This is a genomic window from Pilosibacter sp. NGB245 (assembly GCF_057397225.1).
In genome coordinates, this window is record NZ_CM171584.1 from 1520437 (window position 1) to 1544264 (window position 23828).

Genomic DNA, 23828 nt, shown 5'->3' on the forward strand with positions numbered 1-23828 from the left:
ATGAAGATTGTCGCAAGCGACCGCGTGAGGCGCACGAATGTGCCGAGGCACATTCTATTTAACCAAACTTTTACAAAACCCTTAAGAAAATGCGGCAATATTTGGAATTTGTGTGAAGTTTTCCCTGCGCGGTTGACAGAAAAGTGCCTTTGTCATTATAATGGGTATGATGTCGGTTTTATGCAAAAAATCACGAAACCGGCAGTGGGAGAGAAGAAAAACATGACAAAAAAACAAAAAAGAATTCTGGCGCTGATGCTGGGAGCGGTCCTTTTGGGGGACTGCGCGGCTCGGACCGGAACGATGATATCCGGACTGTCTCTGGCGTATGCGGCGACAGGTTCGGCGACGGTAAATGCGACTACCCTGAATGTGAGAAGCACACCGGGGACGACGGGATCCGTCGTAAAAAAGCTGGCCTACGGGGCGGCCGTCACGGTGGTCTCCGAGACAGCCGGATCGGATGGAAAAACCTGGTATAAGATCCAGTTTTCTTCCGGATCCGGGACGCAGGAAGGCTACGTCCGGTCAGATTATATTAAATTCCCGGTGTCCTACAGCTATGACTCCACGTTTGAGAATTATCTGAACAGTCAGGGATTCCCGGAAAGCTATAAGGTGTCTCTGCGGACACTTCACACGGAGCATCCGACCTGGGTCTTTCAGGCTCAGAAGACGGGGCTGAACTGGAGCGACGTGATGGCGGCGGAGGGAGCTGTCGGAACGAATCTGGTATCAAAATCCAGCATTTCTTCCTGGAAATCCACAGAGTACGGTGCCTATGACTGGAATACCGGAATCTGGACAGGCTTTGACGGATCGTCCTGGGTGGCGGCATCAAAAGATATTGTCGCCTACTATATGGATCCGAGAAACTTTTTGAATGATACTTACGTGTTCCAGTTCCTGCATCATGCTTACGACAGCAATGCGCAGACGAGAGAGGGACTTACAAGCCTGATCACCGGAACATTCCTGGAAAAAACACCGGAGTCGACAACCGCGGCGACCCAGAGCGTGCAGGAGACCACCGGTTCCGGAAACTCTCCGGTCGTCAATAACAGCGGAAGCACAGGGACTTCCGGCTCGCTCCAGCAGGGAGAGAGCTATGGACCGGGAATGAGCACGGGCACATCCGGAGGAACTTCTTCGGGAAGCAGCTCCGGCAGTACCGGCAGTCAGGGCGTGAGTCTTGAGGGCCCTGGTTCCACAGTGAGCTCCACGATCAGCCAGAGAAAAGTGATTACGACGGCACTCCCGGAGGTCGAGTACGGCCCGGGAATGGATGCATCCTCGATCACCGATGACAATACCGGTGCGTCAAACACATCTCCGGTACCGACCGGGCAGACTTATGTGGATATCATCATGAAGGCGGCTGCGCAGACCGGTGTCAATCCTTACGTTCTCGGAGCGATGATCCTTCAGGAGCAGGGAACCGGAAAGTCGGGAAGTATTTCAGGAAAGACCGCAGGCTATGAAGGATATTATAACTTCTTTAATGTCGGCGCTTTTGCGTCGGGATCCATGTCTGCAATTACAAGAGGACTCTGGTATGCATCCCAGTCGGGAAGTTACGGCAGACCATGGAATTCCATTGAGAAGTCCATCATTGGCGGAGCGACCTACTACAGCGAGAATTTCCTGAAAAACGGACAGGATACCTTCTATTTAAAAAAGTTTAATGTGCAGGGCAGCAATCTGTACAAGCACCAGTATATGACCAACGTGGAGGGCGCGGCCGGAGAGGGCGCGAAGCTCGCAAGAGCATATACGGATGCGATGAAGAAACAGGCACTTGTCTTTAAGATCCCGGTGTTCAATAACATGCCGGAAACAGCGTGCGCGAAACCGACCGTGAACGGAAGCCCGAACAATAAGCTGTCCGGAATCACGATCGACGGATATTCCCTGACACCGACTTTCAGCAAGGATACGGAGAAATATGACCTTGTTGTTGATTCTTCCGTTTCCTCCGTCAATATCCGCGCGACGGCGATCGACTCCAAGGCAACTGTCAGCGGAGCCGGTACGATCAGTCTCGGCAGCGGAACGACAATCGTTAAGATCGTAGTGAAGGCAGAAAACGGTGATACGAGAACATACCAGGTTTCCATTGCAAAAGGAAACGGAAACGGCAGTACAACTGTTGTCTCCCCGTCAACGGGCAGCTCGGCGGGAAGTCAGTCCGGATCAACGGTGGGACCTGGCGGTTCGACAGGTACATCGAGCTCCGGAAGCACTTCCGGCAGTAGTTCCGGAACTTCCGGTCCGGGAAGCAGCACTTCCGGGACACAGAGTTCCTATCCGGAAGGTGCTTCCGGCTCCGGAAAGCTCGTGACGACATCTTCGGGCACGACCGGTACCTCCGGAAGTACGAATCCGGGAAGTACAGGTTCGTACCCGGAAGGCGCCTCCGGCAGCGGAAAACTTGTGACAGCGTCAAGATAGAACAAAACGTATTACAGGTCTGTTTCTGGAAAGACTATGCCTGGATCAAGATGATATAGGAGCTTATTCTGACAGGGACCGTGATTTACCCATTGCCTTTGCGGGCAGGAGATCAGGTATTTGTCTGAATGAGCTGGAATAGGAGAAGAATATGAAACAATGTATGAAAAAACTGGCGGCAGGACTGCTGGCGTTCGCTCTGATGGTCATGCTGCTGCCAGCAGGATCCATGGTCTCTTTTGCGGCTTCCGGGAAACTCTCATTTTCCGACCCGACCGCTTCGGTGGGAGATCAGGTATCTGTCACGATGAAGATCACTTCGGACGGAGCTCTCGGTTCCTCGGACGTGATGCTCCAGTATGATGCGGATGCCCTTGAATTTGTCAGCGGAACAAATGCAAACGGCGGCGCCGGTTCGGTCCGCGTGACCGGTTCTGCGGAAGCCGCAGACCAGAAGGTATTCAGTTTTACACTGAAATTTAATGCCTTAAAGGCGGGAACTTCCTCCATCACGGTGACATCCCAGGAGGTTTATGATGCAGATTCCAAGGCTGTAACACTTGACCATGTCGGAAGTGCTTCCGTGAAGATCAATGCGGCGGCGTCTTCCTCCAAAGATGCGTCCCTGTCATCCCTTGAAATCTCACCTGGTACGCTGAAACCGGCGTTCTCCGCCGATGTTACGGAGTACACGGCTGCGGTTTCCAGCGATGTGACTTCCGTAACGGTCAGTGCACCTGCAAAAGATGGAGCTGCAAAGGTTGCCATCAGCGGAAACGATGATCTTCAGGACGGGGAGAACACGATCACCTGTACCGTTACGGCGGAAGACGGGGAGACAACAAAGACGTACACGATCGTTGTGACAAAGTCTGACGATGCGGCATCTTCCGATGAGGAGACAACTGCGGATTCCACTGAGACAAGCGGCGGTGTTGTCGGCGAGGAAGGCAACTGGACGGTTGCGGATACCTTTGATGATTCGGAACTCCCGTCAGGCTTTACTGCGACGGAGATCGAGTATGAGGGAAGAACCGTAAAGGCAGCGACAGATGATTCCGGAATGACCCTGCTTTACATGACCGATGATACCGGCAAGGGAGATTTCTTTGTATACAACAGTGAGACCGGAACATTATCCGCATATGTGGTCGTCAAGATGGCGGAGAAGACGGTTGTCGTTCTTCCTCCTGAGTGCATCCCTGAGGGAACAGCTCTTCCGGATGGATTTGCCGAGTGCACCATCGATATCGGAGATCATACGGTTCACGGCTGGATCTGGAAGGACAGCGGAGATTCTGCTCCGGAATACTGTGTAGTCTACGGCCGGAATGAAAATGGCGATGAAGGCTTCTACCGCTATGATCAGAAAGAGATGACGCTCCAGCGTTATTTCCAGGATCCGGATGCGGCAGATGCGCGCAGCAAGTACTTAAAGGTTGCGGAGGATTACAACAGTCTGTTAAAGGACTATGAGATTCGCGGATTCTTTGTGATCGGACTCTTTGCACTCTGCATTATCTTAGTGATCATTGTGGTCGTTCTTCTGCTCAGAAAGCCGAAGGCACCGAAGAACCCGGGCCGCGACAGATACGATGACGAATATGATGACTACGAAGACGGACGGAAAAACAGAAAGTCCGGGAAGCAGACAACGAAAAAGTCCGGAATGACGGCGAAAGCACCGGAGAGAAGATCGGCCGCAAGACCGGCTGCCTGCACAGAAACACTTCCGTATGAGGAAAATGAAGAAGCGCCGCGCAGAAGACAGCCGGCTGCACAGACACGCCGTCCGGCGGTACAAACCCGTGAAACGGTAAGAACGGAAAGACCTTCCGCAGAAACCGGAACAGCAGCACCGGAGAGACCGGCAAGACCTGTCAGAAAGAATGTCGCAGATGTGGAAAAAGATCTGTCGAGAAATCTTGCGAAGGAAGCGGAAGCCGCGAAAGCAGCTCCTGGTAAGAAGACAGAGAATGATGATGGCTTCGAGTTCATCGATCTGGATCTGTAAGGAAATGTAAAAAACAACGAGCCAAGGTCCGCGCTTGCGCGAGACCTTGGCGACTGTCGCGATAACAAGGGGAAACTCGCGAAGCGTGTTTTCACTTGCCTGATCGGCTTAAACGTTGTGTACATGGAGAATGATAGAATAAAAAAGGTCTGAGCAGCATTAAAGACTCAGACCTTTTTGTGCAAAAAGTTTTATGTGATAAAATCAGCTGTTTCTTACCGGTTCATCTCACTTACCGGACCTGTGGAATGATGTTCGCGGATGATCCGGTCGATCTCTTTGAAATCGGAGGACGGAAGATCGCCGGGTACCGTGTTTTTGACGCTCGATGTGGCATTTCCGAACTGCATGGCCTTTTCAGGGTCGCCGTATTTTAAGAGTCCAAAGAGGACACCGGCCACATAGGCGTCACCGGAACCGATCCGGTCGATGACATCGATGTCGTTGTAAGGCGCCTCTGTGTAAAATTTATCAGAGCGTGCGTCGTAGACGATCGAAGTGAAGTTGTGTTTTCTCGGGCTGATGACCGTGCGCTGGGTGGTGGCAACGATCTTTACGCCATAATCAGTGGCATAGCTCTTCATGATCTCCTTCAGGTCACCGGTCTTTTTGAACATCCGGCGGCTTGTCTCCTCGGAGACAAAGAGCACATCGACGAGCGGAAGGATCTCCTCGATCGTCTTTCTGGCATCTTCCTCACTCCAGAGGTTCGCGCGGTAGTTGACATCGAAGGAGATCGTAGCTCCAGCGGCCTTGAATCGGCGGATCAGCTCCACGGCAACATTCTGCATGTTCTGACAGAGCGCTAACGAAATTCCGCTCGTGTGGAACATTCTCGCGGAGTGGTAGATGTCATCCGGGATCTCACTCATTTTGATCCTCGTGACGGAAGCCTGATGGCGGTCATAGACGATCGTAGGCTTTCTCGGGGCAGCGCCCATCTCGTAATAGTAGAGTCCTAGTCTTGCATCCGGTGTGTCGTCATAGACGAGATAGTCATCGGATACGCCGACAAAACGGATCCTGTTTTTAATGAAGGTTCCGAGCTCATTCTGCGGAAGTTTGGAAACGATACCGGTACGAAGTCCTAAAAGGGCAACGCCGGAAGCAACATTGAGTTCCGCTCCGCCGGCACGCTTTTCGAAGATATCGCCATCGACGATGCGGGCATGACGCGGCGGGGAAAGGCGCAGCATGATCTCACCAAATGTTATCAGATCGAAAGAATTCTTGTCCATATCATTTCCTCCGGATTTTATATATTGTGAAAAATTTAGCAGGTTATAAGGACAGTATAATCCCTGAATACAGATTCGTCAAAGGATTTTCTACATTTTCAGTCAATAATTTTCACCCTTTTTCATTGGCAGAAATTTCGGTTCAGAAGATTCCTGCCGGTAAAAAGGAAAGATAACATAGTCAAGGATGTAAATCCTGTAAAATTTCCCCTTTAATTCTTTGATAAAGTGTGCTAATATTTAGTATTATATCTATAACAGTTCGATATCTGATCCTGCCGGAAAAGGAAATACGGCGGAAATTGAAAATAGAAGGATGTACGGGCATGTTATTGAAAAAACGAAATGGAGGAAATTGATATGGCTGAGAATATGACACCGGCTGAGGAAACAAAAGAAGTAGTTTCCAAAAACTTTATCGAGCAGGAAATTGATAAAGATCTTGCGGAAGGAGTATATGACCATGTCCAGACCCGGTTCCCACCGGAGCCGAACGGCTACCTTCATATCGGACATGCAAAATCGATCATCTTAAACTCCGGTCTCGCAAAAGAGTATGGCGGAAAGTTTAATCTTCGTTTCGATGATACAAACCCGACGAAGGAAAAAACGGAGTTTGTACAGTCGATCACAGAGGATGTAAAGTGGCTTGGCGCTGACTTTGAGGACAGATTGTTCTTTGCTTCCAACTACTTCGACACAATGTATGAGTGTGCAGTAAAGCTGATCAAAAAGGGAAAAGCGTTTGTCTGCGATCTTTCTGCTGACCAGATCAAGGAGTACCGCGGTGACTTCACAACACCGGGTAAAAACAGCCCGTACCGTGACCGTTCGATCGAGGAGAACCTCCAGTTATTCGAAAACATGAAGAACGGTATGTACAAGGACGGTGAGAAGGTTCTCCGTGCGAAGATCGATATGGCATCCCCGAACATCAACATGCGTGATCCGGTCCTCTATCGTGTTGCCCATATGACACACCACAACACGGGAGACAAGTGGTGCATCTACCCGATGTACGACTTCGCTCATCCGATCGAGGACGCAGTCGAGCACATCACACACTCCATCTGTACTCTGGAATTTGAGGATCACAGACCTCTCTACGACTGGGTCGTAAGAGAATGTGAATTTGAGAATCCGCCTCGTCAGATCGAGTTCGCAAAGATGTACCTGACAAACGTTGTAACCGGAAAACGTTACATTAAAAAACTCGTTGAGGACGGGATCGTGGACGGCTGGGATGACCCGCGTCTTGTTACGATCGCTGCTCTCAGAAGAAGAGGATATACACCGGAATCTTTAAGAATGTTCGTGGATCTCGTCGGTGTTTCCAAGGCAAACAGCTCCGTCGACTATGCGATGCTGGAGTACTGCATCCGTGAGGACCTGAAGTTAAAACGCCCGAGAATGATGGCTGTTCTTGATCCGGTCAAACTTGTGATCGACAACTATCCGGAAGGACAGACCGAGATGTTAAGTATCCCGAACAACCTTGAAAATCCGGAGATGGGCGAGCGTGAGGTTCCGTTCTCAAGAGAACTCTACATCGAGCGCGAGGACTTCATGGAGAATCCGCCGAAGAAGTATTTCCGCCTCTTCCCGGGCAATGAAGTGCGTCTCATGGGAGCTTACTTCGTGACATGTACCAGTGTTGAGAAGGATGAAAACGGAAATGTGACAGTGATCCACTGCACATACGATCCGGAAACAAAGAGCGGTTCCGGATTTACCGGAAGAAAGGTAAAAGGAACGATCCACTGGGTATCTGTTCCGACAGCCGGAAAAGTCGAGTGCCGTCTCTATGAGAATATCGTGGATGAGGAAAAAGGAAAGCTGAACGCAGACGGAACCCTGAACTTAAATCCGAACTCCAAGACCGTCACGACCGCATATGTAGAGCCGAAGCTCATGGAGGCAAAGGCTTACGACAGCTTCCAGTTTATGAGAAACGGTTATTACTGTGTAGACTGCAAGGACAGCGAGGAAGGAAAGCCGGTATACAACCGTATCGTTTCCTTAAAGAGCTCCTTCAAGCTTCCGAAATAAAGATTTATGGAATTGATCGTACCGTTAAATGTACAGGGGGACAGGCCTCTGTATGAACAGATCTATCAATATATCAAAGATGAGATCCGAAAAGGCAATATAAGACCGGAAAAGCAGCTCCCTTCATCCAGGGATCTTGCGAAGAGCCTTAAGGTCAGCAGGAGTACGACGCAGCTTGCGTATGAGCAGCTGGTGTCGGAAGGTTATCTTGAGGCAGTTCCGCGAAAGGGTTATTTTGCGGCGTCACTGGACGGAATTTTTCCTCCGGTGGCGCGGCCTGCCGTTGCCAGAACGGATCAGAAAAGAGAGCTGTCCTCCGGCATGGAACAGGAAAATGCCGGGGAGCAGCTCTTTTCGGAAAAAATGGAAGTGGATTTTTCCCCGCGCGGGATCGACCTGGAGGGCTTTCCCTATGCGACCTGGAGAAAGATCAGCCGTGCTGTCCTGAAGGAGGAGGACCGGGATCTTTTTTTGAAGGGGGATCCGCAGGGAGACCTGATCCTCAGGGAGGCGATCCGGGAATATCTCCATGCGGCGCGCGGCGTGAACTGCGATGCATCCCAGATTATCATCGGAGCGGGAAACGAATATCTTCTGATGCTGCTCTCCCAGCTGCTCGGAAAAGATGCAGTGATCGCAATGGAAGATCCCACTTACCGACAGGCGTACCGGGTATTATCCGGCGTGGGGCATAAAGTCCTGCCGGTGGGGATCGATAAGAATGGATTCTGTGTAAAAGAGCTTGAGGATCAGACTGCGCAGGCCGCGTATGTGATGCCGTCCCACCAGTTCCCGACAGGGATCGTGATGCCGGTAAAGCGGAGGCAGGAGCTTTTATCCTGGGCGGGGGAGCTTCCCGGAAGGTATCTGATCGAGGATGACTATGACAGTGAATTCCGGTATAAGGGAAAACCGATCCCGGCGCTCCAGGGGATGGATCAGACGGGTTCGGTCGTGTATATGGGAACCTTTTCGAAGGCTATCGCCCCTGCGATCCGTGTGGGATACATGGTGCTTCCGGAAAGTCTGCTTTCCGTATACCGCAAAAAGGGAAGATTTTATTCCTCGACGGTATCCAGAGTCGATCAGAGGATCCTGGCGAATTTTATTTCCGGGGGATATTTCGAGCGCCATCTGAACAGGATGCGCGAGATCTACAAGGGAAAGCATGATGTACTCCTTGGTGCATTAAAACCATTGGAAAAACGGTTCGAGATCAAGGGGGAATACGCGGGACTTCATGTTCTTCTGACCGACAGAAAGGGTGAAGCGGAACAGGCGCTTTTAGCGAAGGCAGAAGAAAAAAAGGTCCGCGTCTACGGTCTGTCCGGATTTTGTATGGAAGAAAGGCGGGCAAAGGAATCCCACACGATCGTTCTTGGGTATGCAGGACTTACAGAAGAGGAGATCCGGAAGGGCGTGGAACTTTTGCGCGAAGCGCTGGAGTGAAAAAAGGATAGAGGAAAAGATACAAAAAGGGATATACATTTGAAAATGTATATCCCGAAGATTCAAAAGTGACTATTGAAATACATCGTGCTTCTCGTATCCGAGGTCGGAGGAGAGGGCGGATGCATAAAACTGGACAAGATCTCTCTGGGTCTCAAGAAGTTCCGGAGAGTCGATCCGGATCTCCGGGGCAATAATGCCGATGGAACCTGCAAGCTCGCCCTCAGAGTTGAAGACCGGGGCACCGATCCCGACAGCATCGTTGACATATTCTCCGCGGGTAATGGCGTAGCCGTCCTGGCGGATCTTTTTTAACTCTTCGCGCAGATCATCTGGGCGGACATGCGGGAACGCCTGGTCGTGGATGATGATGGTTCGGAAATATTCGTCGATGAAGGTCGGAGTCTGCCATGCAAGGAGGACCTTTCGGATCGCTCCGCAGTGCATATACATCTCGTAGCCGAATTCCTCGACGACCTTTAAGTGGCTCGGACCATCGACTTTCTCGATCACAAGGCCCTTATTGCCGACCGGGATCACGAGATAAGCGTCCTCCTTTGTCTGCTTTGCGAGCTGCGTCAGGATACTGTGGGCAGCATCCTGAAGACGGATCCCTCTGGCGGCAGCCTTTCCTAAAGGAATAAGTGCCGGACCGAGCCGGTAGGTGTGGGATCTGTCATCGCGGATCACATACTTTTTCTCACAGAATGTCTGAAGGATCCGGTGTACCGTACTTGGGGGAAGCTCCATCGCTTCCGCCAGTTCCGCGATCGAGAAATTGCGGTTTTTTTCTTTCAAAACTTCTAATAGCTCCATGGAGCGGAGAAGACTTTGTATCATTCAGTTTTTCCTTCCTCCGTATCGTCCTCAACTACAACGGAGGATGTTTTTTCATTTGCTGCAGATCCCTCTGCCGCAGAGCTGCTGTCTGCTGCTGTTTCGCAGGTTCCCTCTGCTGCTGAACATTCTGCTGTATCGGGATCTTCTTTTTTTTCTGCTGCAGGATCATCGGCGGTCTCTGCGTCTTTTCCGGAGTTGATCGTAATATAAGTTCTTTCCGGAGCATTTTCCGCTTTCTCTTCATTTTCATCAGAAGGGGAATCTTCTTCCTCGTATTCGTGAAAATCCTGATCGAGCTCATCATTGAAGGATTTTAATTTCAGATAGTAGGAGATACCGGCCGCAACTGCGCCGCCGAGCATCGCGCCAAATGCGATAAGAAGGCCTGATTTCTTTTTTGACATGGTTCATTCTCCTTTCCGCTGCATCCAGAGGATCGAAGATCCTGCCTGCAGCCGCCAGTCTGCTATTTATAATCATAATCGAATTCATGGGAAAAAGAAAGAGATAATTATGAAAAAAGTTAAAAAAATGTATAAAACCAATGAAAAGTTTTTACAGTATACGGACATTCCATGCCCGCCTACTGTAACAGGAAGATTCCCGGAAGGCTTGTCTGTATGAAGATTCTCCGCGTAAATTGATATATATTGAACGATTGACGGAGGAAAATGCAGAAAATTCATAGGTCACAAATTTTTCATAAAATAATTAGCACTCATGACTTGACAGTGCTAACAACATGTGCTATAACATGATTTGTGACGAGGGGTCAGGGAAAAGACCTTAGTCAGACTGAATAAGATAAAAGAAAAAAAGAATTGTGACTGAAAATTACAGAGCGGTCACAAGAGCTTGTAAAATGACAAGGAGGAGTCAGTAATGAAATTAGTACCATTATTTGACAGAGTTGTTTTAAAACAGTTAGTTGCAGAAGAGACCACAAAATCCGGTATCGTTCTTCCGGGTCAGGCAAAGGAAAAACCGCAGCAGGCAGAAGTGATCGCTGTTGGTCCTGGCGGAGTTGTTGACGGAAAAGAGATCAAGATGCAGGTAAAACCGGGCGATAAGGTCATCTACTCCAAATACTCCGGAACAGAAGTAAAAGTTGAGGAAGAAGATTACATCATCGTAAAACAGAATGATATTCTTGCAGTGATCGAATAATCACTTATTATTGATTGGAGGAATCTTAACATGGCTAAGGAAATTAAATATGGCGTTGAGGCCAGAAAAGCTCTTGAAGCTGGTGTAAATAAACTTGCTGATACCGTTCGCGTAACGATCGGACCGAAAGGAAGAAACGTTGTTCTCGACAAATCCTTCGGTGCTCCGCTCATCACAAACGATGGTGTTACGATCGCAAAAGAGATCGAACTGGAAGACCCGTTTGAGAACATGGGCGCACAGCTGTTAAAAGAAGTTGCAACAAAGACAAACGATGTTGCCGGTGATGGTACAACAACCGCTACCGTTCTTGCACAGGCTATGGTAAATGAAGGTATGAAGAACCTGGCAGCAGGTGCAAACCCGATCGTATTAAGAAAAGGTATGAAGAAAGCTACCGACGAAGCTGTTAAGGCGATCGCAGAGATGAGTGAGCCGATCAGCAGCAAGGACCAGATCGCAAGAGTTGCAGCAATCTCCGCAGCAAGCGATGAGGTCGGCGAGATGGTTGCAGACGCAATGGAGAAAGTTACAAACGACGGCGTTATCACAATCGAAGAGTCTAAGACCATGAAAACAGAGCTTGACCTTGTAGAAGGTATGCAGTTCGACCGTGGATACATTTCCGCATATATGTGCACAGATATGGAGAAGATGGAGGCAACTCTTGATGACCCGTATATCTTGATCACAGATAAGAAGATCGCAAACATCAACGATATTCTTCCGTTACTCGAGCAGATCGTTAAGACAGGTGCAAAGCTTCTCATCATCGCTGAGGATATCGAAGGCGAGGCTCTTACAACTCTTATCGTCAACAAGTTAAGAGGTACATTCAGCGTAGTTGGCGTTAAGGCACCGGGCTACGGCGACAGAAGAAAAGAGATGTTAAAGGATATCGCGATCTTAACAGGCGGTACTGTGATCTCTGATGAACTCGGTCTTGACCTCAAGGATGCTACAATGGAGCAGCTTGGACGTGCAAAATCCGTTAAGGTTCAGAAAGAGAACACGATCATCGTTGACGGTCTCGGCGACAAGAAAGCCATCGCTGACAGAGTTGCCCAGATCAAAGGTCAGATCGAAGAGACAAAATCCGATTTCGACAGAGAGAAACTTCAGGAGAGACTTGCAAAACTCGCTGGCGGCGTAGCTGTTATCCGTGTAGGTGCTGCTACTGAGACAGAGATGAAAGAAGCAAAGCTTCGTATGGAAGATGCTCTTGCAGCTACAAAGGCAGCTGTTGAAGAAGGTATCATCGCAGGCGGCGGATCTGCTTATGTTCATGCAGCAGAGAAGGTTGCAGCTCTTGTAAACGGCATGGAAGGCGATGAGAAGACCGGCGGAAAGATCATCTTAAAGGCTCTCGAAGCTCCGTTATTCCACATCGTATCCAACGCAGGTCTTGAGGGTGCTGTGATCGTAAATAAAGTAAAAGAGCTTCCGGTTGGCCAGGGCTTCGATGCTTACAACGAAGAGTTTGTTGATATGATCAAAGCTGGTATCCTTGATCCGGCTAAGGTTACAAGAAGTGCATTACAGAACGCAACAAGTGTTGCTTCCACACTCCTTACAACAGAGTCCGTTGTTGCAAACATCAAAGAAGAGACTCCGGCAATGCCGGCAGGCGCAGGCGGAATGGGCGGAATGATGTAATTTCTTCCGGATCCGTGCAATCTGAATGAAAATAAATAAGACCATCGGCGGTTCTTTGGGCCGTCGGTGGTCTTTTTTTACAAGTTACGGCATTTTTGAAAGCTTGCTGTTCTGGTATTCTCCGGACCAGGTCACATCCCGGTCAAACCAGGGGAGCGGAGGAAAGGCTTTTGCGTCCTCCTCGGAGGAAAACTCAATCTCCGCGAGCATGAGTCCGGCGAATTTTCCTTCAAAGACATCGAATTCCACGGTGAGATCCTCGCGTCCCGGGACAGGGAGCAGGTAGCGTTTTTTCGTGAGGACGTTCCCGTCCGCTTTTGTGAGCAGGTGGGCGTAGGCCTCTTTTGTGAGCGGAAGATTATATTCTTCCCTCGCGAGAAGTCCTTTGGATTTGTAGGTGAGGTAGTAGTTGTCATCTTCCTTCCGGATCCTCACCACAGGTTCGGTGCAGAGGTATGCCTGTTCGATCTCATGAAGAGGGAAGGACCCATAGTTTTCAGGAGGTGTCGTGACGAGAAATTTGCGTTCGATTTCCATGATAAATATCCTTTCTGGGATGCCGGCGGTTGCGGCAGGAGATTTGATCGCCAGTTCTTATGAAATTACCGGCAGTGATTGAAACAAACTGTAATAAATCATATCATATCGCAAGGAAAAAGTAAGGTCTTTTGTAAAAAAACATGTTACAATATCAGTAAACAAATGTAGATGAAAGTTCAGCGGTTCCAGTATGCGGAATCCGGGAGAATGTCCTGTTTTTGCATATCGGTCAACACTGTTCATGAGAAAAGGAGGAGTGCGTATGTGGACAAGGGCAGAGTTAAAGAACCGTGCAAAAATGTGTCTGAGCAGATAGTACTGGGCGGCATTTGCGGTGAGCCTGATCTTTGCGATCCTCAGCGGATTCGGCGGATCGAATGCAAACACGCAGAGAGTTACAAGCTACCTGGAGCAGAATGCGATGGGAAGCAGCCGGGATGACCAGAGCGGTCTTTTAATCGGTGAATTAGGAGGCGACGGCAGCCTCAGTGGAAGTACCCAGAGTGGTCTTGCCAGCGGGATCGAGCTTGTCCCTGGACTTGGCGACGCTTACGGACCGGGAGCCGGAAATGCCGGATCCATGGTTGCGAGCAACCTGTTTTACCGTCTTTTCGCGGGAGCGGTGGTCGTTATTGTGATCGTCTCTGTCGTGATCGGAATTTTTGTACAGCCATTGTTTGAAGTCGGACGGAACCGGTTCTATCTGGAAAGCCGTGTGACGGGGCAGTCGGCGGGTGTCGGAAAGATCTTCTGGGGATTTTCCAATGGATATTTAAAGATCGTGGGAACCCAGTTCCTTCGGGGACTGATCACAGAGAGTGTTGTGATCCTGGCCAGTCTGTTGGGATTTCTTGCGATCTTGTTTAATGGTGTTGAATGGATCGGCAGTGTATTTTGGGCAGTAATGATATGCGCTACGATAGGAGCTTTTGTTTCTGTTTATTTCCAGTACTGCTATCTGATGGTTCCATATATTCTTGCTGAAAACCCGGATATGAAGACGATGGAAGTTTTAAGACTCTCGAAAGAGATGATGGATGGACAGAAATGGAACGCCTTTGTACTCGGTCTTTCCTTCCTGGGATGGCAGCTTTTAGGAACCCTGCTCTGCGGTATCGGAACCTTCTTCGTCCAGCCGTATGTGGATGCAACCTTTGCGGAGCTTTACGCAGTGCTTCGCGGACCATATTCGGGACGCCTGAATGGATTCGGAGGGGAACCGTTTGTACAGAATAACGCGCGCTACGGCGGACAGTATGTGGAACCGGACAGTGTGAGAGATGTCGGTGGGAATGAAAACCCGGGCGGCGGATACGGTGCGTATGGAACCGGAAATATGAACGGCGGCTATGGACAGAATGGCGGAACCGGTTATTCGTACGGACAGGGACAGAACAGCGCCTCGGACAGCTGGAATGATATGCCGCAGGAGCCGTATCAGTATCATGGACCAGAGCAGACCGTGGATTCTTCCGCACAGCAGCAGGCGGATGCAGAGGATCGCGGAACAGAAGTAAAACGGTCGGAGGGCGGACCTGGACGCGGATATTATCTGAACGGGAAATTTTATCCGTATACGGATGATGAGAAAGACGGACAGTGATGTTGAAAAAATGTAACTATTCAGTAGGTCTGCGCACTTGCTGCGCTGACCGTAATAAAGCACAGGCCTGGAGGCAAAAATCCCATCGGCGAAGCCGATCTGGAATGGATTTTTGCTCGTAACTGTGAGGGTACTGAACAGTTACGAAAAAATGAGATTTGCGGGGGATTTCTACTGCGTTATAAGGCAGGGATTTCCCCCGCACTGCGATCAGAAAGGTGCGTAAATGAAAATGGCAAGAGTATATGCGTTTGTGGCAGACGGAATGGAAGAGGTGGAGTGCCTCGCGGTGTGTGACTGCCTGAGAAGAGCGAAAGTGGATGTGAAACTGGTCTCCATCATGGGAAGAAAGATGGTGACGGGATCCCACGGTTTTAAGATTGAGGCGGACTGTCTGTTCGAGGAGATCGGGGATGACGCAGATGTGCTGTTCCTCCCGGGCGGACTTGTCGGAACGAATAACCTGAAGGCGCACAGAGGTCTGGCAGAGATGCTGAAGGCCCATGCTGCAGCAGGAAAGCGGCTTGCGGCGATCTGTGCGGCTCCGAGTGTTTTAGGGGAGCTCGGTCTTGTCGAAGGCCATCGTGCGACCTGCTATCCGGGGTTTGAGAATCAGATGAAGGGTGCGGACTGCCGCGGCGACGGTGTGGTGACGGACCGGCTGATCAGTACCGGACGCGGAATGGGATGGGCGATCGACCTTGGGTTGGAGCTGATCCGTATTCTGGTGAGCGAGAATGAGGCGGAGAAGATCAGGAAGGCGATCCAGTATGAGAGATAAATAGACTCGCTGAGGGTGTTGGCTGAGGTACGCGGTGAGTATCCGGGCAGGTGCACGCGGGGATGCGGGGATGGTTCCGCTAAGCTTGCGTGTGCCTGCTAAAGGCGGAACACAGATGCCGCACTGTCTGAGCGCAGCGAGTATGCGGCATCTGTGTTCCAACGCAGTCACCCGCGAGCTAAGAGGAACCAGATCCCCGGATCAAGGTGCGCCTGCCTGGATACTCACCGCTGTGGGGCAGGCGCGTTATGTGAGCGTGGTGTGCCGGGAATGGTATGGACTGGCAGGCGTGGGGAGAGAATGCAGGTATTTGCAGCAAGAATATCCCGTATTTTCTGGATTTTTTGTAATTTAGGTCTGGTCTTTTTATGCGTCTTATGTTATAATTTCATGCGGCGCTATGTGCGCGTGACGGAGAAGTGATGCCTGCGGGCGGATTTTTCGCTGAGCGGCCATCATAATGCCGGAAAACGTGTAACGCCCAAAAAGCGGCAGTTACGAGATCATACGGGCGGGACCATCCGATCCCCGCTATCGATATATTTAAGGAGGAACTCATAAAATGAGCGTACAGGTTGAGAATTTAGAGAAGAATACGGCAAAACTTACAATCGAAGTGCCGGCAGAAAAGTTTGAGGAGGCTGTACAGCATTCCTATAATAAGAATAAGGGTAAATTCAATATCCCGGGCTTCAGAAAAGGAAAAGCTCCGTTCAACATGATCAAGAAGATGTATGGTGTTGGCGTATTCTACGAGGATGCCGTTGATGAAGTGATCGACGCAAGCTATCCGGATGCTGCAAAGGAGAGCGGACTTGAGATCGTTTCCCGTCCGGCTGTTTCCATCGAGCAGATCGAGGAAGGAAAGTCCTTCATCTACACAGCAAAGGTTGCTGTTAAGCCGGAAGTTACTCTTGGCCAGTATAAGGGCGTAGAGGTTCAGAAGACAAAATCTGACGTTACAGAGGAAGATATCGAGACAGAGATCAAGCGCGCAAGAGAGAAAAACTCCCGCCTGATCACAGTTGAGGACAGAGGCGTTGAGGATGGCGATCAGGTAACGATCGACTTCGACGGTTCCGTAGACGGAAAGAGATTCGAGGGTGGCAAGGCTGAGGACTATCCGCTTACGATCGGTTCCCATACATTCATCGACAACTTTGAGGAGCAGCTCATCGGCAAGAAGACCGGCGAAGAGTGCGAAGTAAACGTAACATTCCCGGCTGAGTACCATGTAGAAGAGTTAAAGAACAAACCGGCTGTATTCAAAGTAAAAGTAAAAGAGATCCAGAGAAAAGAGCTTCCGGAAGCAAACGATGAGTTCGCAAGCGAAGTATCTGATTTCGATACAATGGAAGAGTACAAGAAAGACCTTACAGAGAAATTACAGGCTGAGAAGATTGAAGCAGCTAAGACAGCAGACGAGGATAAGGTCGTTGCTAAGGTAATCGAGAACGCAACAATGGAGATCCCGGATCAGATGGTTGAGGAGCAGGTTAACGGTATGGTTAACGACTATGCGCGCAGACTTGAGAGCCAGGGTATCTCCTTCAAGCAGTATGTTGAGATCACAGGCATGACAGCTGAGAAGATCGGCGAGCAGATGAAGCCGCAGGCGATCAAGAGAATTCAGACAAGACTTGTTCTCGAGGCAGTTGTAAAGGCTGAGAACATCCAGGCTGACGATGCTGCAGTTGAGGAGCAGTTCGACAAGATGGCTGCAGACTTCAAGATGGATAAAGAACAGATCAAGGGTATGTTTGGTGAAGAGCAGATGGCACAGTTAAAAGAAGACCTTGCTGTACAGAAAGCGATCGACTTCCTTGTAGCTGAGGCAAAGTTCGTTGACTAATCAGGGCAACATACTTTAGACGGATCTGCACAGAAAACATGGTGGAAAGTGGTCTGATGACGGACCATGACCCGCATTCAGAGGGGGTTGCTGCGGAGAGCTTTTCGCGGCAATCCCCAGTCGGTTATACAGGGATAGTTCCGAAATGTGTGCAGACAGCCGGAATTTTGACGGTGAGCACAGGTTCCGGACAGATATTTCTGTGTGCCGCGATCATAAAAGAAAAGATGGAGGAAATAATATGAGCTTAGTACCTTATGTGCTTGAATCTACAAGCAGAGGAGAGCGTTCCTACGATATCTATTCCAGATTATTAAAAGACCGTATTATTTTCCTCGGTGAGGAAGTAAACGATGTGAGCGCGAGCCTTGTTGTGGCTCAGCTCCTGTTCCTGGAATCCGAGGATCCGAATAAGGACATCAACCTTTATATCAACAGCCCGGGCGGTTCCGTAACGGCCGGTATGGCGATCTATGATACGATGAACTATATTAAATGCGACGTATGCACGACCTGCATCGGTATGGCTGCAAGCATGGGAGCATTCCTTCTCTCCAGCGGTGCGAAGGGCAAACGTTTTGCGCTTCCGAACGCTGAGGTCATGATCCATCAGCCGTCCGGCGGGGCACAGGGTCAGGCGACGGAGATCAAGATCGTTGCGGAGCAGATCTTAAAGACAAAAGAAAAGCTCAACAAGATCCTGGCTGCAAACACAGGGCAGCCGCTCGACGTGATCGCCCGCGATACGGAGAGAGATAATTATATGACAGCGGAAGAGGCAGCCGCATACGGCCTGATCGACCGCGTGATCACAGGACACTAGGTCCGGTTATAAATTTAGAATTGAGGTGCGAACATGCCAGTAAGACCTGAGGAAAAGATCAGATGTTCCTTCTGCGGAAAGAATCAGGATCAGGTAAGAAAAATGATAGCCGGCTCCAACGGCGTCTATATCTGTGATGAGTGTATCGAACTCTGCAGTGAGATCCTTGAGGAAGAACTCGGAAACGAGGAGGAGGAAAGACCGGATTTCTCCGGAATCAACCTCTTAAAACCGAAGGAGATCAAAGAATTTCTGGACGACTATGTGATCGGACAGGATGAGGCGAAGAAAGTTCTTTCCGTGGCTGTTTACAATCATTATAAGAGAATCACATCGAAGAAGGAAAGTGATGTTGATCTTCAGAAGAGCAATATCCTGATGCTCGGTCCGACCGGATCCGGCAAGACTTATCTTGCGCAGACACTTGCGAAGCTTTTAGGTGTTCCGTTTGCGATCGCAGATGCAACGACGCTGACTGAGGCCGGTTATGTCGGCGAGGACGTGGAGAACATCCTCTTAAAATTGATCCAGGCAGCAGATAATGATGTGAGCCGTGCGGAGTACGGTATTATTTACATCGATGAGATCGATAAGATCACAAAAAAATCCGAGAATGTGTCCATTACCCGTGATGTTTCCGGCGAGGGCGTCCAGCAGGCGTTGTTAAAGATCCTGGAAGGTACTGTTGCAAGCGTTCCGCCTCAGGGCGGCAGAAAGCATCCGCAGCAGGAGCTGATCCAGATCGATACGACGAACATCCTGTTCATCTGCGGCGGTGCTTTCGATGGCCTTGAGAGAATTATCGAGTCCAGACTGGAGACAAGTTCCATCGGTTTCGGCGCGAAGATCGTGGATAAGAAAAATACGGATATCAGCAAGCTGTTAAAGCAGGCGATGCCGCAGGATCTTACGAAATTCGGTCTGATCCCGGAGTTTGTCGGAAGAGTCCCGGTGATGGTATCCTTAGATCTTCTGGATGAGGATGCCCTTGTGCGGATCCTCACGGAGCCGAAGAACGCGCTCGTAAAACAGTATCAGAAGTTATTTGAGCTGGATGACGTGAAGCTGGAGTTCACTCCGGAGGCTGTCCACGAGATCGCCCATATGGCGGTGGAGAGAAAGACGGGAGCAAGAGGACTCCGTGCGATCATGGAATCTGTCATGATGGATACGATGTACGAGGTTCCGTCCGATTCCAACGTGGGTATCTGTACCGTTACGAAGGATGCGGTGGACGGAAAGGAAAAGCCGGAAGTCGTATACCGCGATGTGACGGTGCCGAAAAAGGCGTTGTCCGGAAGATCCAGAAAAGATGGAAACGGGGAGATCGCGTAAGAGAACGGCTCTCCTTACAAAATGAACCTGCAGGACCCGTATCCCGCAGATAAGAGGGGCTGCTGCGCACAGAAATGTCACGGCAGCCTTTTTGACGCAATGTATCCGGAAACTGCCGGAGACGTTTTTTACAAATACGATCGATAGGACAGCCGCATTATCCGATGGGATGCGCTGACCTGTCTGAAACTGTCTCATAGAAAAAGGCGGAAATCACGACGATCGGAATGTCGGAAATGGATTTCCGCTCAGGAGAAATGAATGGAAGATAAGAAAATTACGATGCCGGCTGTGGCACTCCGGGGACTTACGATCCTCCCGGGAATGGTGCAGCATTTTGATATCAGCCGGGAAAAATCTGTCCGCGCGGTGGAGACAGCCATGATGGGAGACCAGAAGGTCTACCTTGTGACGCAGCGGAATCCACAGCAGGAGGTGCCGACGGCCGCAGATCTGTATCAGATGGGAACGGTATCCCAGATCAAACAGATCGTGAAAATGCCGAACGGGATCCTGCGCGTGATGGTGGAAGGATTAGAGAGAGCGGCTCTTCTCACACTGTTCGAAGACGGACAGTATCTGGAGGCGGAGATCGAGGACGCTCCGATGCAGGAGGAGCAGCTCTCGGATACCGTGAAGGAAGCGATGAGCCGGATCGTCAAGGAAAAACTTGAGGAGTTTGGAAACGCGAACCCGAAGGCGGTGAAGGACTTTATCGGAAGTCTCCTCGTGATCACAGACCTGGAGCCGCTCCTGACCCAGACAGCGAACGAATTCCCGTGGGATTTTGCTGTAAAGCAGGAGCTTCTGGAATGTGACTATGTAAGCCACCTCTACGACCGGATCGTGTATTATCTGATGCGTGAGATCGAGATCCTGATGATCAAGCGTGATTATCAGGGAAAAGTAAAGGAACATATCGATAAGAACCAGCGCGACTACATCCTGAGGGAAGAGCTGAAGGTCATCCGTGAGGAGCTGGGAGATGATGCCGGGGCGGAGGACGCTGACGGGTATCTGGAACAGCTTGAAAAGCTGAATGCGGATAAGGAGACAAAGGAGAAGATCAAAAAAGAGATCCAGCGTTTCAAAGGCATGCCGGGCGGAAGCCAGGAGGCAAATGTCCTGCGCACCTATATCGAGACGGTCCTCGAGATGCCGTGGAAGAAGACGTCCAGGGACAATCAGGACATCATCCATGCGAAGGAAGTGCTGGAGGAAGATCACTATGGTCTGGAGCAGGTAAAAGACCGCGTTCTGGAATTCCTTGCGGTCCGCGCCCTCACAAAGAAAGGCACAAGCCCGATCCTCTGCCTTGTGGGACCGCCGGGAACAGGTAAGACCTCCATTGCGAGATCCGTGGCCCGCGCGCTCGGAAAGAAGTATGTAAGGATCAGCCTCGGCGGCATTCACGATGAGGCGGAGATCCGCGGCCACAGAAAGACGTATGTCGGCGCGATGCCGGGCCGGATCGCCGATGCGATGCGCCAGGCAGGCGTGGCGAACCCGCTGATGCTCCTGGACGAGATCGATAAGGTCTCCGCGGACTACAGGGGAGATGTCTCGTCTGCGCTCCTTGAGGTCCTTGACGGAGAGCAGAATGGGAAATTCCGCGACCACTATCTGGAAATCCCGTTAGACCTTTCCGGAGTCCTCTTTATCGCGACGGCCAACGATGTGTCCACGATCCCGAGACCGCTCCTTGACCGTATGGAAGTGATTGAAGTGTCCAGTTACACGGAGAATGAGAAGTTCCATATCGCGAAGAAATATCTCGTTCCGAAGCAGTTAGAGAGAAACGGACTCACAGGGGAAATGCTCTCCTTCAGCGATAAAGCGCTGGAAAAGATCATCCACAACTACACGAGGGAAGCCGGAGTCAGGAACTTAGAGCGCCGGATCGGCGAGATCTGCCGGAAGGCGGCAAGAGAATTCCTTGAGAAAAAACGGAAATCCGTGCATATCACAGAGGGAAATCTTCAGAAGTATCTCGGAAAAGAAAAGATCACCTTCGAGAATGCCAACGAGGAGGATGAAGTCGGGATCGTGAGAGGTCTCGCATGGACCAGCGTTGGCGGGGATACTCTCCAGATCGAAGTGAATGTGATGCCGGGCGACGGAAAACTCCAGATGACAGGCCAGATGGGCGATGTTATGAAGGAATCCGCGCAGATCGCACTGACGTATGTAAGATCTGTGGCTGACCGGTACGGTGTGGAAAGCAAATATTTTAAGGAACATGATCTGCATCTTCATATTCCGGAAGGTGCGGTGCCGAAGGATGGCCCGTCCGCGGGCATCACGATGGCGACTGCGATGCTCTCCGCAGTGACCGGCAAAAAGGTCCTCGCCAGCGTTGCAATGACCGGCGAGATCACTCTGCGGGGGTGTGTACTGCCGATCGGAGGCTTAAAGGAAAAGACACTTGCGGCGAGAATGGCACATATGAAGAAGGTGCTCGTGCCGGACAAGAACCGGCCGGATATGGCGGAGATCTCGAAGGAGATCACGAAGGGCATGGAGATCGTGTTCGTGAAGACCATGGACGACGTGGTGCGCGAAGCGTTCGCGTGATACAGGAAAGCTGCACCAGCCAGATAGAAGGAGAATAGGAATGGTTATCAGAAATGTGGAACTTGAGACCGTCTGCGGTGTGACGAGCACACTGCCGGAGAATACGCTGCCGGAGTTCGCGTTCGCGGGAAAATCAAACGTGGGAAAATCTTCCCTGATCAACGCACTCATGAACCGGAAAGCGTTGGCGAGAACGTCCTCCCAGCCGGGAAAGACCCAGACGATCAACTTTTATAACATCAACGGAGATCTCTATTACGTGGATCTCCCCGGCTACGGTTACGCGAAAGTTCCGCAGTCTGAGAAGGTAAAATGGGGCAAGATGATCGAGAATTATCTCCATAAGTCCCAGATGTTAAAATGCGTCTTCCTTCTCGTGGACATCCGTCATGAGCCGTCTGCCAACGATAAGACTATGTACGACTGGATCGTTTACAACGGCTTCCGCCCGGTCATCATTGCGACGAAGCTTGACAAGATCAAGCGGAGCCAGATCCAGAAACAGGTAAAACTCATCCGGACCGGTCTCGGAATGGAGAAACAGGATATCCTGATCCCGTTCTCCGCTGAGACCAAGCAGGGAAGAGAGGATATCTGGACGCTCATCGACAAGATGGCTGCCGGAGAAGATCTTCTGACCGCCGAGGAGGAGATCCAGGCGGAGAAAGCCGCGGAATGGGCTGCGAAAAAGGCTGCGAAGGAAGCGGAAAACGCAAAGAAGGAACAGGAATAAGAGAATGTAAACAAAAAAGCGGCATTGCCACAGAACATGATCTGTGGAAATGCCGCTTTTGAATATCATCCCTTCATCAGCGTTTTCATCACATAGGAGTAGATCTCCTGGCTCCGCTCCTTCCAGTGGCTGGCCATCGTCTCAGCCTGGTCTTTGTCGGGGACGGAGAGATCGAAGCCGATGAGGATGGATTTTCCCTCCCGGACTTCGCAGTGAACGATGTAGTCCTGGTTTGTTGATTTATAGAAGTCGGAGATGACGCCAACCTCGTTGCGGAGGCGGAATTTGTTCTCTTTTAAGTAGCTGTCGATATCCTCGATGATCGCGGGGGAGATATTGTTTCCGAAGAAGGAGAGCGTGTCGTCACCCTCTTTTGTGATCTCGTAGCGGGAGGAATTGTGGGTGGATTCCATCCGGATCAGCCCCGCCTCTTTCAGCTCATTTAATGCCTGCTGGAGCGTAAAATACGTTGTATATTCATGATCCAGGAAAAAATCCGTGAGCTGGGAGTTTGTCAGCGGAAAGTTGACATGGTCCAGCATATATAAGATCATCAGTTTGTAGAGCGTGATCGGATCAGATAACATAGGGGTTGCTCCTTTATTTTAGAGTCTGTAAAAATCTTTGCGAATACATCTATTTTACAGGTTTCACTGAACGGATTCAAGTCCTTTTTCCGGCTTCCCATGAAAAAGGTCGAAAATTGTAGTGAATTTGAACGGA

The 23828-nt window shown here is 50.3% G+C and carries 18 protein-coding genes; 13 read left to right on the forward strand and 5 right to left on the reverse strand.

Translation table 11 applies throughout. From position 1 onward, the window contains the following. Window positions 1–222 precede the first annotated feature (222 nt). Both ACXMYH_RS06925 and ACXMYH_RS06930 read left to right on the forward strand, forming a co-directional pair. Window positions 223–2451 carry an N-acetylglucosaminidase gene (locus tag ACXMYH_RS06925; protein WP_215702829.1) on the forward strand — a complete coding sequence of 743 codons (2229 nt, stop codon included), beginning with the start codon at window positions 223–225 and terminating at the stop codon, window positions 2449–2451. A 151-nt stretch (window positions 2452–2602) separates the two neighbouring features. Next, on the forward strand, window positions 2603–4465 hold the full coding sequence (locus ACXMYH_RS06930; protein ID WP_486555768.1) for a cadherin-like beta sandwich domain-containing protein: 1863 nt from the start codon (window positions 2603–2605) through the stop codon (window positions 4463–4465). Window positions 4466–4680: 215 nt separating this feature from the next. Here the strand turns inward: ACXMYH_RS06930 and ACXMYH_RS06935 are convergent, their stop codons facing one another. Further along, on the reverse strand, window positions 4681–5703 hold the full coding sequence (locus ACXMYH_RS06935; protein ID WP_118296870.1) for a sugar kinase: 1023 nt from the start codon (window positions 5701–5703) through the stop codon (window positions 4681–4683). 360 nt (window positions 5704–6063) lie between these two features. Between ACXMYH_RS06935 and ACXMYH_RS06940 the strand changes: the two genes are divergently transcribed. Together ACXMYH_RS06940 and pdxR are read left to right on the forward strand one after the other, a co-directional pair. Beyond that, complete coding sequence (locus ACXMYH_RS06940; protein ID WP_486555769.1) at window positions 6064–7752, forward strand: glutamine--tRNA ligase/YqeY domain fusion protein; 1689 nt, start codon at window positions 6064–6066, stop codon at window positions 7750–7752. A 6-nt stretch (window positions 7753–7758) separates the two neighbouring features. Beyond that, a complete protein-coding gene (gene pdxR, locus ACXMYH_RS06945) occupies window positions 7759–9201 on the forward strand; it encodes a MocR-like pyridoxine biosynthesis transcription factor PdxR (RefSeq protein ID WP_486555770.1) in 1443 nt (480 codons plus the stop codon). A gap of 72 nt (window positions 9202–9273) precedes the next feature. Here the strand turns inward: pdxR and ACXMYH_RS06950 are convergent, their stop codons facing one another. Together ACXMYH_RS06950 and ACXMYH_RS06955 are read right to left on the reverse strand one after the other, a co-directional pair. Further along, a complete protein-coding gene (locus ACXMYH_RS06950) occupies window positions 9274–10041 on the reverse strand; it encodes an IclR family transcriptional regulator (protein WP_118531760.1) in 768 nt (255 codons plus the stop codon). Then, window positions 10038–10445, reverse strand: coding sequence for a hypothetical protein (locus tag ACXMYH_RS06955; protein WP_118531758.1), 408 nt, complete (start codon window positions 10443–10445; stop codon window positions 10038–10040). The genes ACXMYH_RS06950 and ACXMYH_RS06955 overlap by 4 nt, the downstream gene beginning before the upstream one ends. 478 nt (window positions 10446–10923) lie before the next feature. Between ACXMYH_RS06955 and ACXMYH_RS06960 the strand changes: the two genes are divergently transcribed. Together ACXMYH_RS06960 and groL are read left to right on the forward strand one after the other, a co-directional pair. Beyond that, complete coding sequence (locus ACXMYH_RS06960) at window positions 10924–11208, forward strand: co-chaperone GroES (RefSeq protein ID WP_015554836.1); 285 nt, start codon at window positions 10924–10926, stop codon at window positions 11206–11208. 30 nt (window positions 11209–11238) lie between these two features. Then, window positions 11239–12864: a chaperonin GroEL gene (gene groL, locus ACXMYH_RS06965; protein ID WP_118296864.1), complete on the forward strand. Its 1626-nt coding sequence runs from the start codon at window positions 11239–11241 to the stop codon at window positions 12862–12864. An 84-nt stretch (window positions 12865–12948) separates the two neighbouring features. Here groL and ACXMYH_RS06970 read toward each other — a convergent pair whose 3' ends face one another. Beyond that, entirely contained in the window at window positions 12949–13401 is a 453-nt protein-coding gene (locus ACXMYH_RS06970) for a CYTH domain-containing protein (RefSeq protein ID WP_118531756.1), read from the reverse strand. Between the two features lie 337 nt (window positions 13402–13738). Here ACXMYH_RS06970 and ACXMYH_RS06975 point away from each other — a divergent pair, with 337 nt between their 5' ends. From ACXMYH_RS06975 to yihA, 7 genes are all read left to right on the forward strand, one after another. After that, window positions 13739–15007, forward strand: coding sequence for a DUF975 family protein (locus ACXMYH_RS06975; RefSeq protein WP_486555771.1), 1269 nt, complete (start codon window positions 13739–13741; stop codon window positions 15005–15007). 232 nt (window positions 15008–15239) lie between these two features. Next, complete coding sequence (locus ACXMYH_RS06980) at window positions 15240–15788, forward strand: DJ-1 family glyoxalase III (RefSeq protein WP_215702824.1); 549 nt, start codon at window positions 15240–15242, stop codon at window positions 15786–15788. Between the two features lie 562 nt (window positions 15789–16350). Next, window positions 16351–17640 carry a trigger factor gene (gene tig / locus ACXMYH_RS06985; protein WP_118531752.1) on the forward strand — a complete coding sequence of 430 codons (1290 nt, stop codon included), beginning with the start codon at window positions 16351–16353 and terminating at the stop codon, window positions 17638–17640. Window positions 17641–17881: 241 nt separating this feature from the next. Further along, window positions 17882–18463 carry an ATP-dependent Clp endopeptidase proteolytic subunit ClpP gene (gene clpP / locus ACXMYH_RS06990; RefSeq protein WP_118296855.1) on the forward strand — a complete coding sequence of 194 codons (582 nt, stop codon included), beginning with the start codon at window positions 17882–17884 and terminating at the stop codon, window positions 18461–18463. A gap of 33 nt (window positions 18464–18496) precedes the next feature. Continuing rightward, window positions 18497–19798, forward strand: coding sequence for an ATP-dependent Clp protease ATP-binding subunit ClpX (clpX, locus tag ACXMYH_RS06995; protein ID WP_118296853.1), 1302 nt, complete (start codon window positions 18497–18499; stop codon window positions 19796–19798). 261 nt (window positions 19799–20059) lie between these two features. Further along, window positions 20060–22372, forward strand: coding sequence for an endopeptidase La (gene lon, locus ACXMYH_RS07000; protein ID WP_118531747.1), 2313 nt, complete (start codon window positions 20060–20062; stop codon window positions 22370–22372). Window positions 22373–22412: 40 nt separating this feature from the next. Beyond that, on the forward strand, window positions 22413–23105 hold the full coding sequence (gene yihA, locus ACXMYH_RS07005) for a ribosome biogenesis GTP-binding protein YihA/YsxC (protein WP_118296849.1): 693 nt from the start codon (window positions 22413–22415) through the stop codon (window positions 23103–23105). A gap of 65 nt (window positions 23106–23170) precedes the next feature. Here yihA and ACXMYH_RS07010 read toward each other — a convergent pair whose 3' ends face one another. Further along, a complete protein-coding gene (locus ACXMYH_RS07010; protein WP_118296847.1) occupies window positions 23171–23692 on the reverse strand; it encodes a DUF4364 family protein in 522 nt (173 codons plus the stop codon). Window positions 23693–23828: the final 136 nt, after the last annotated feature.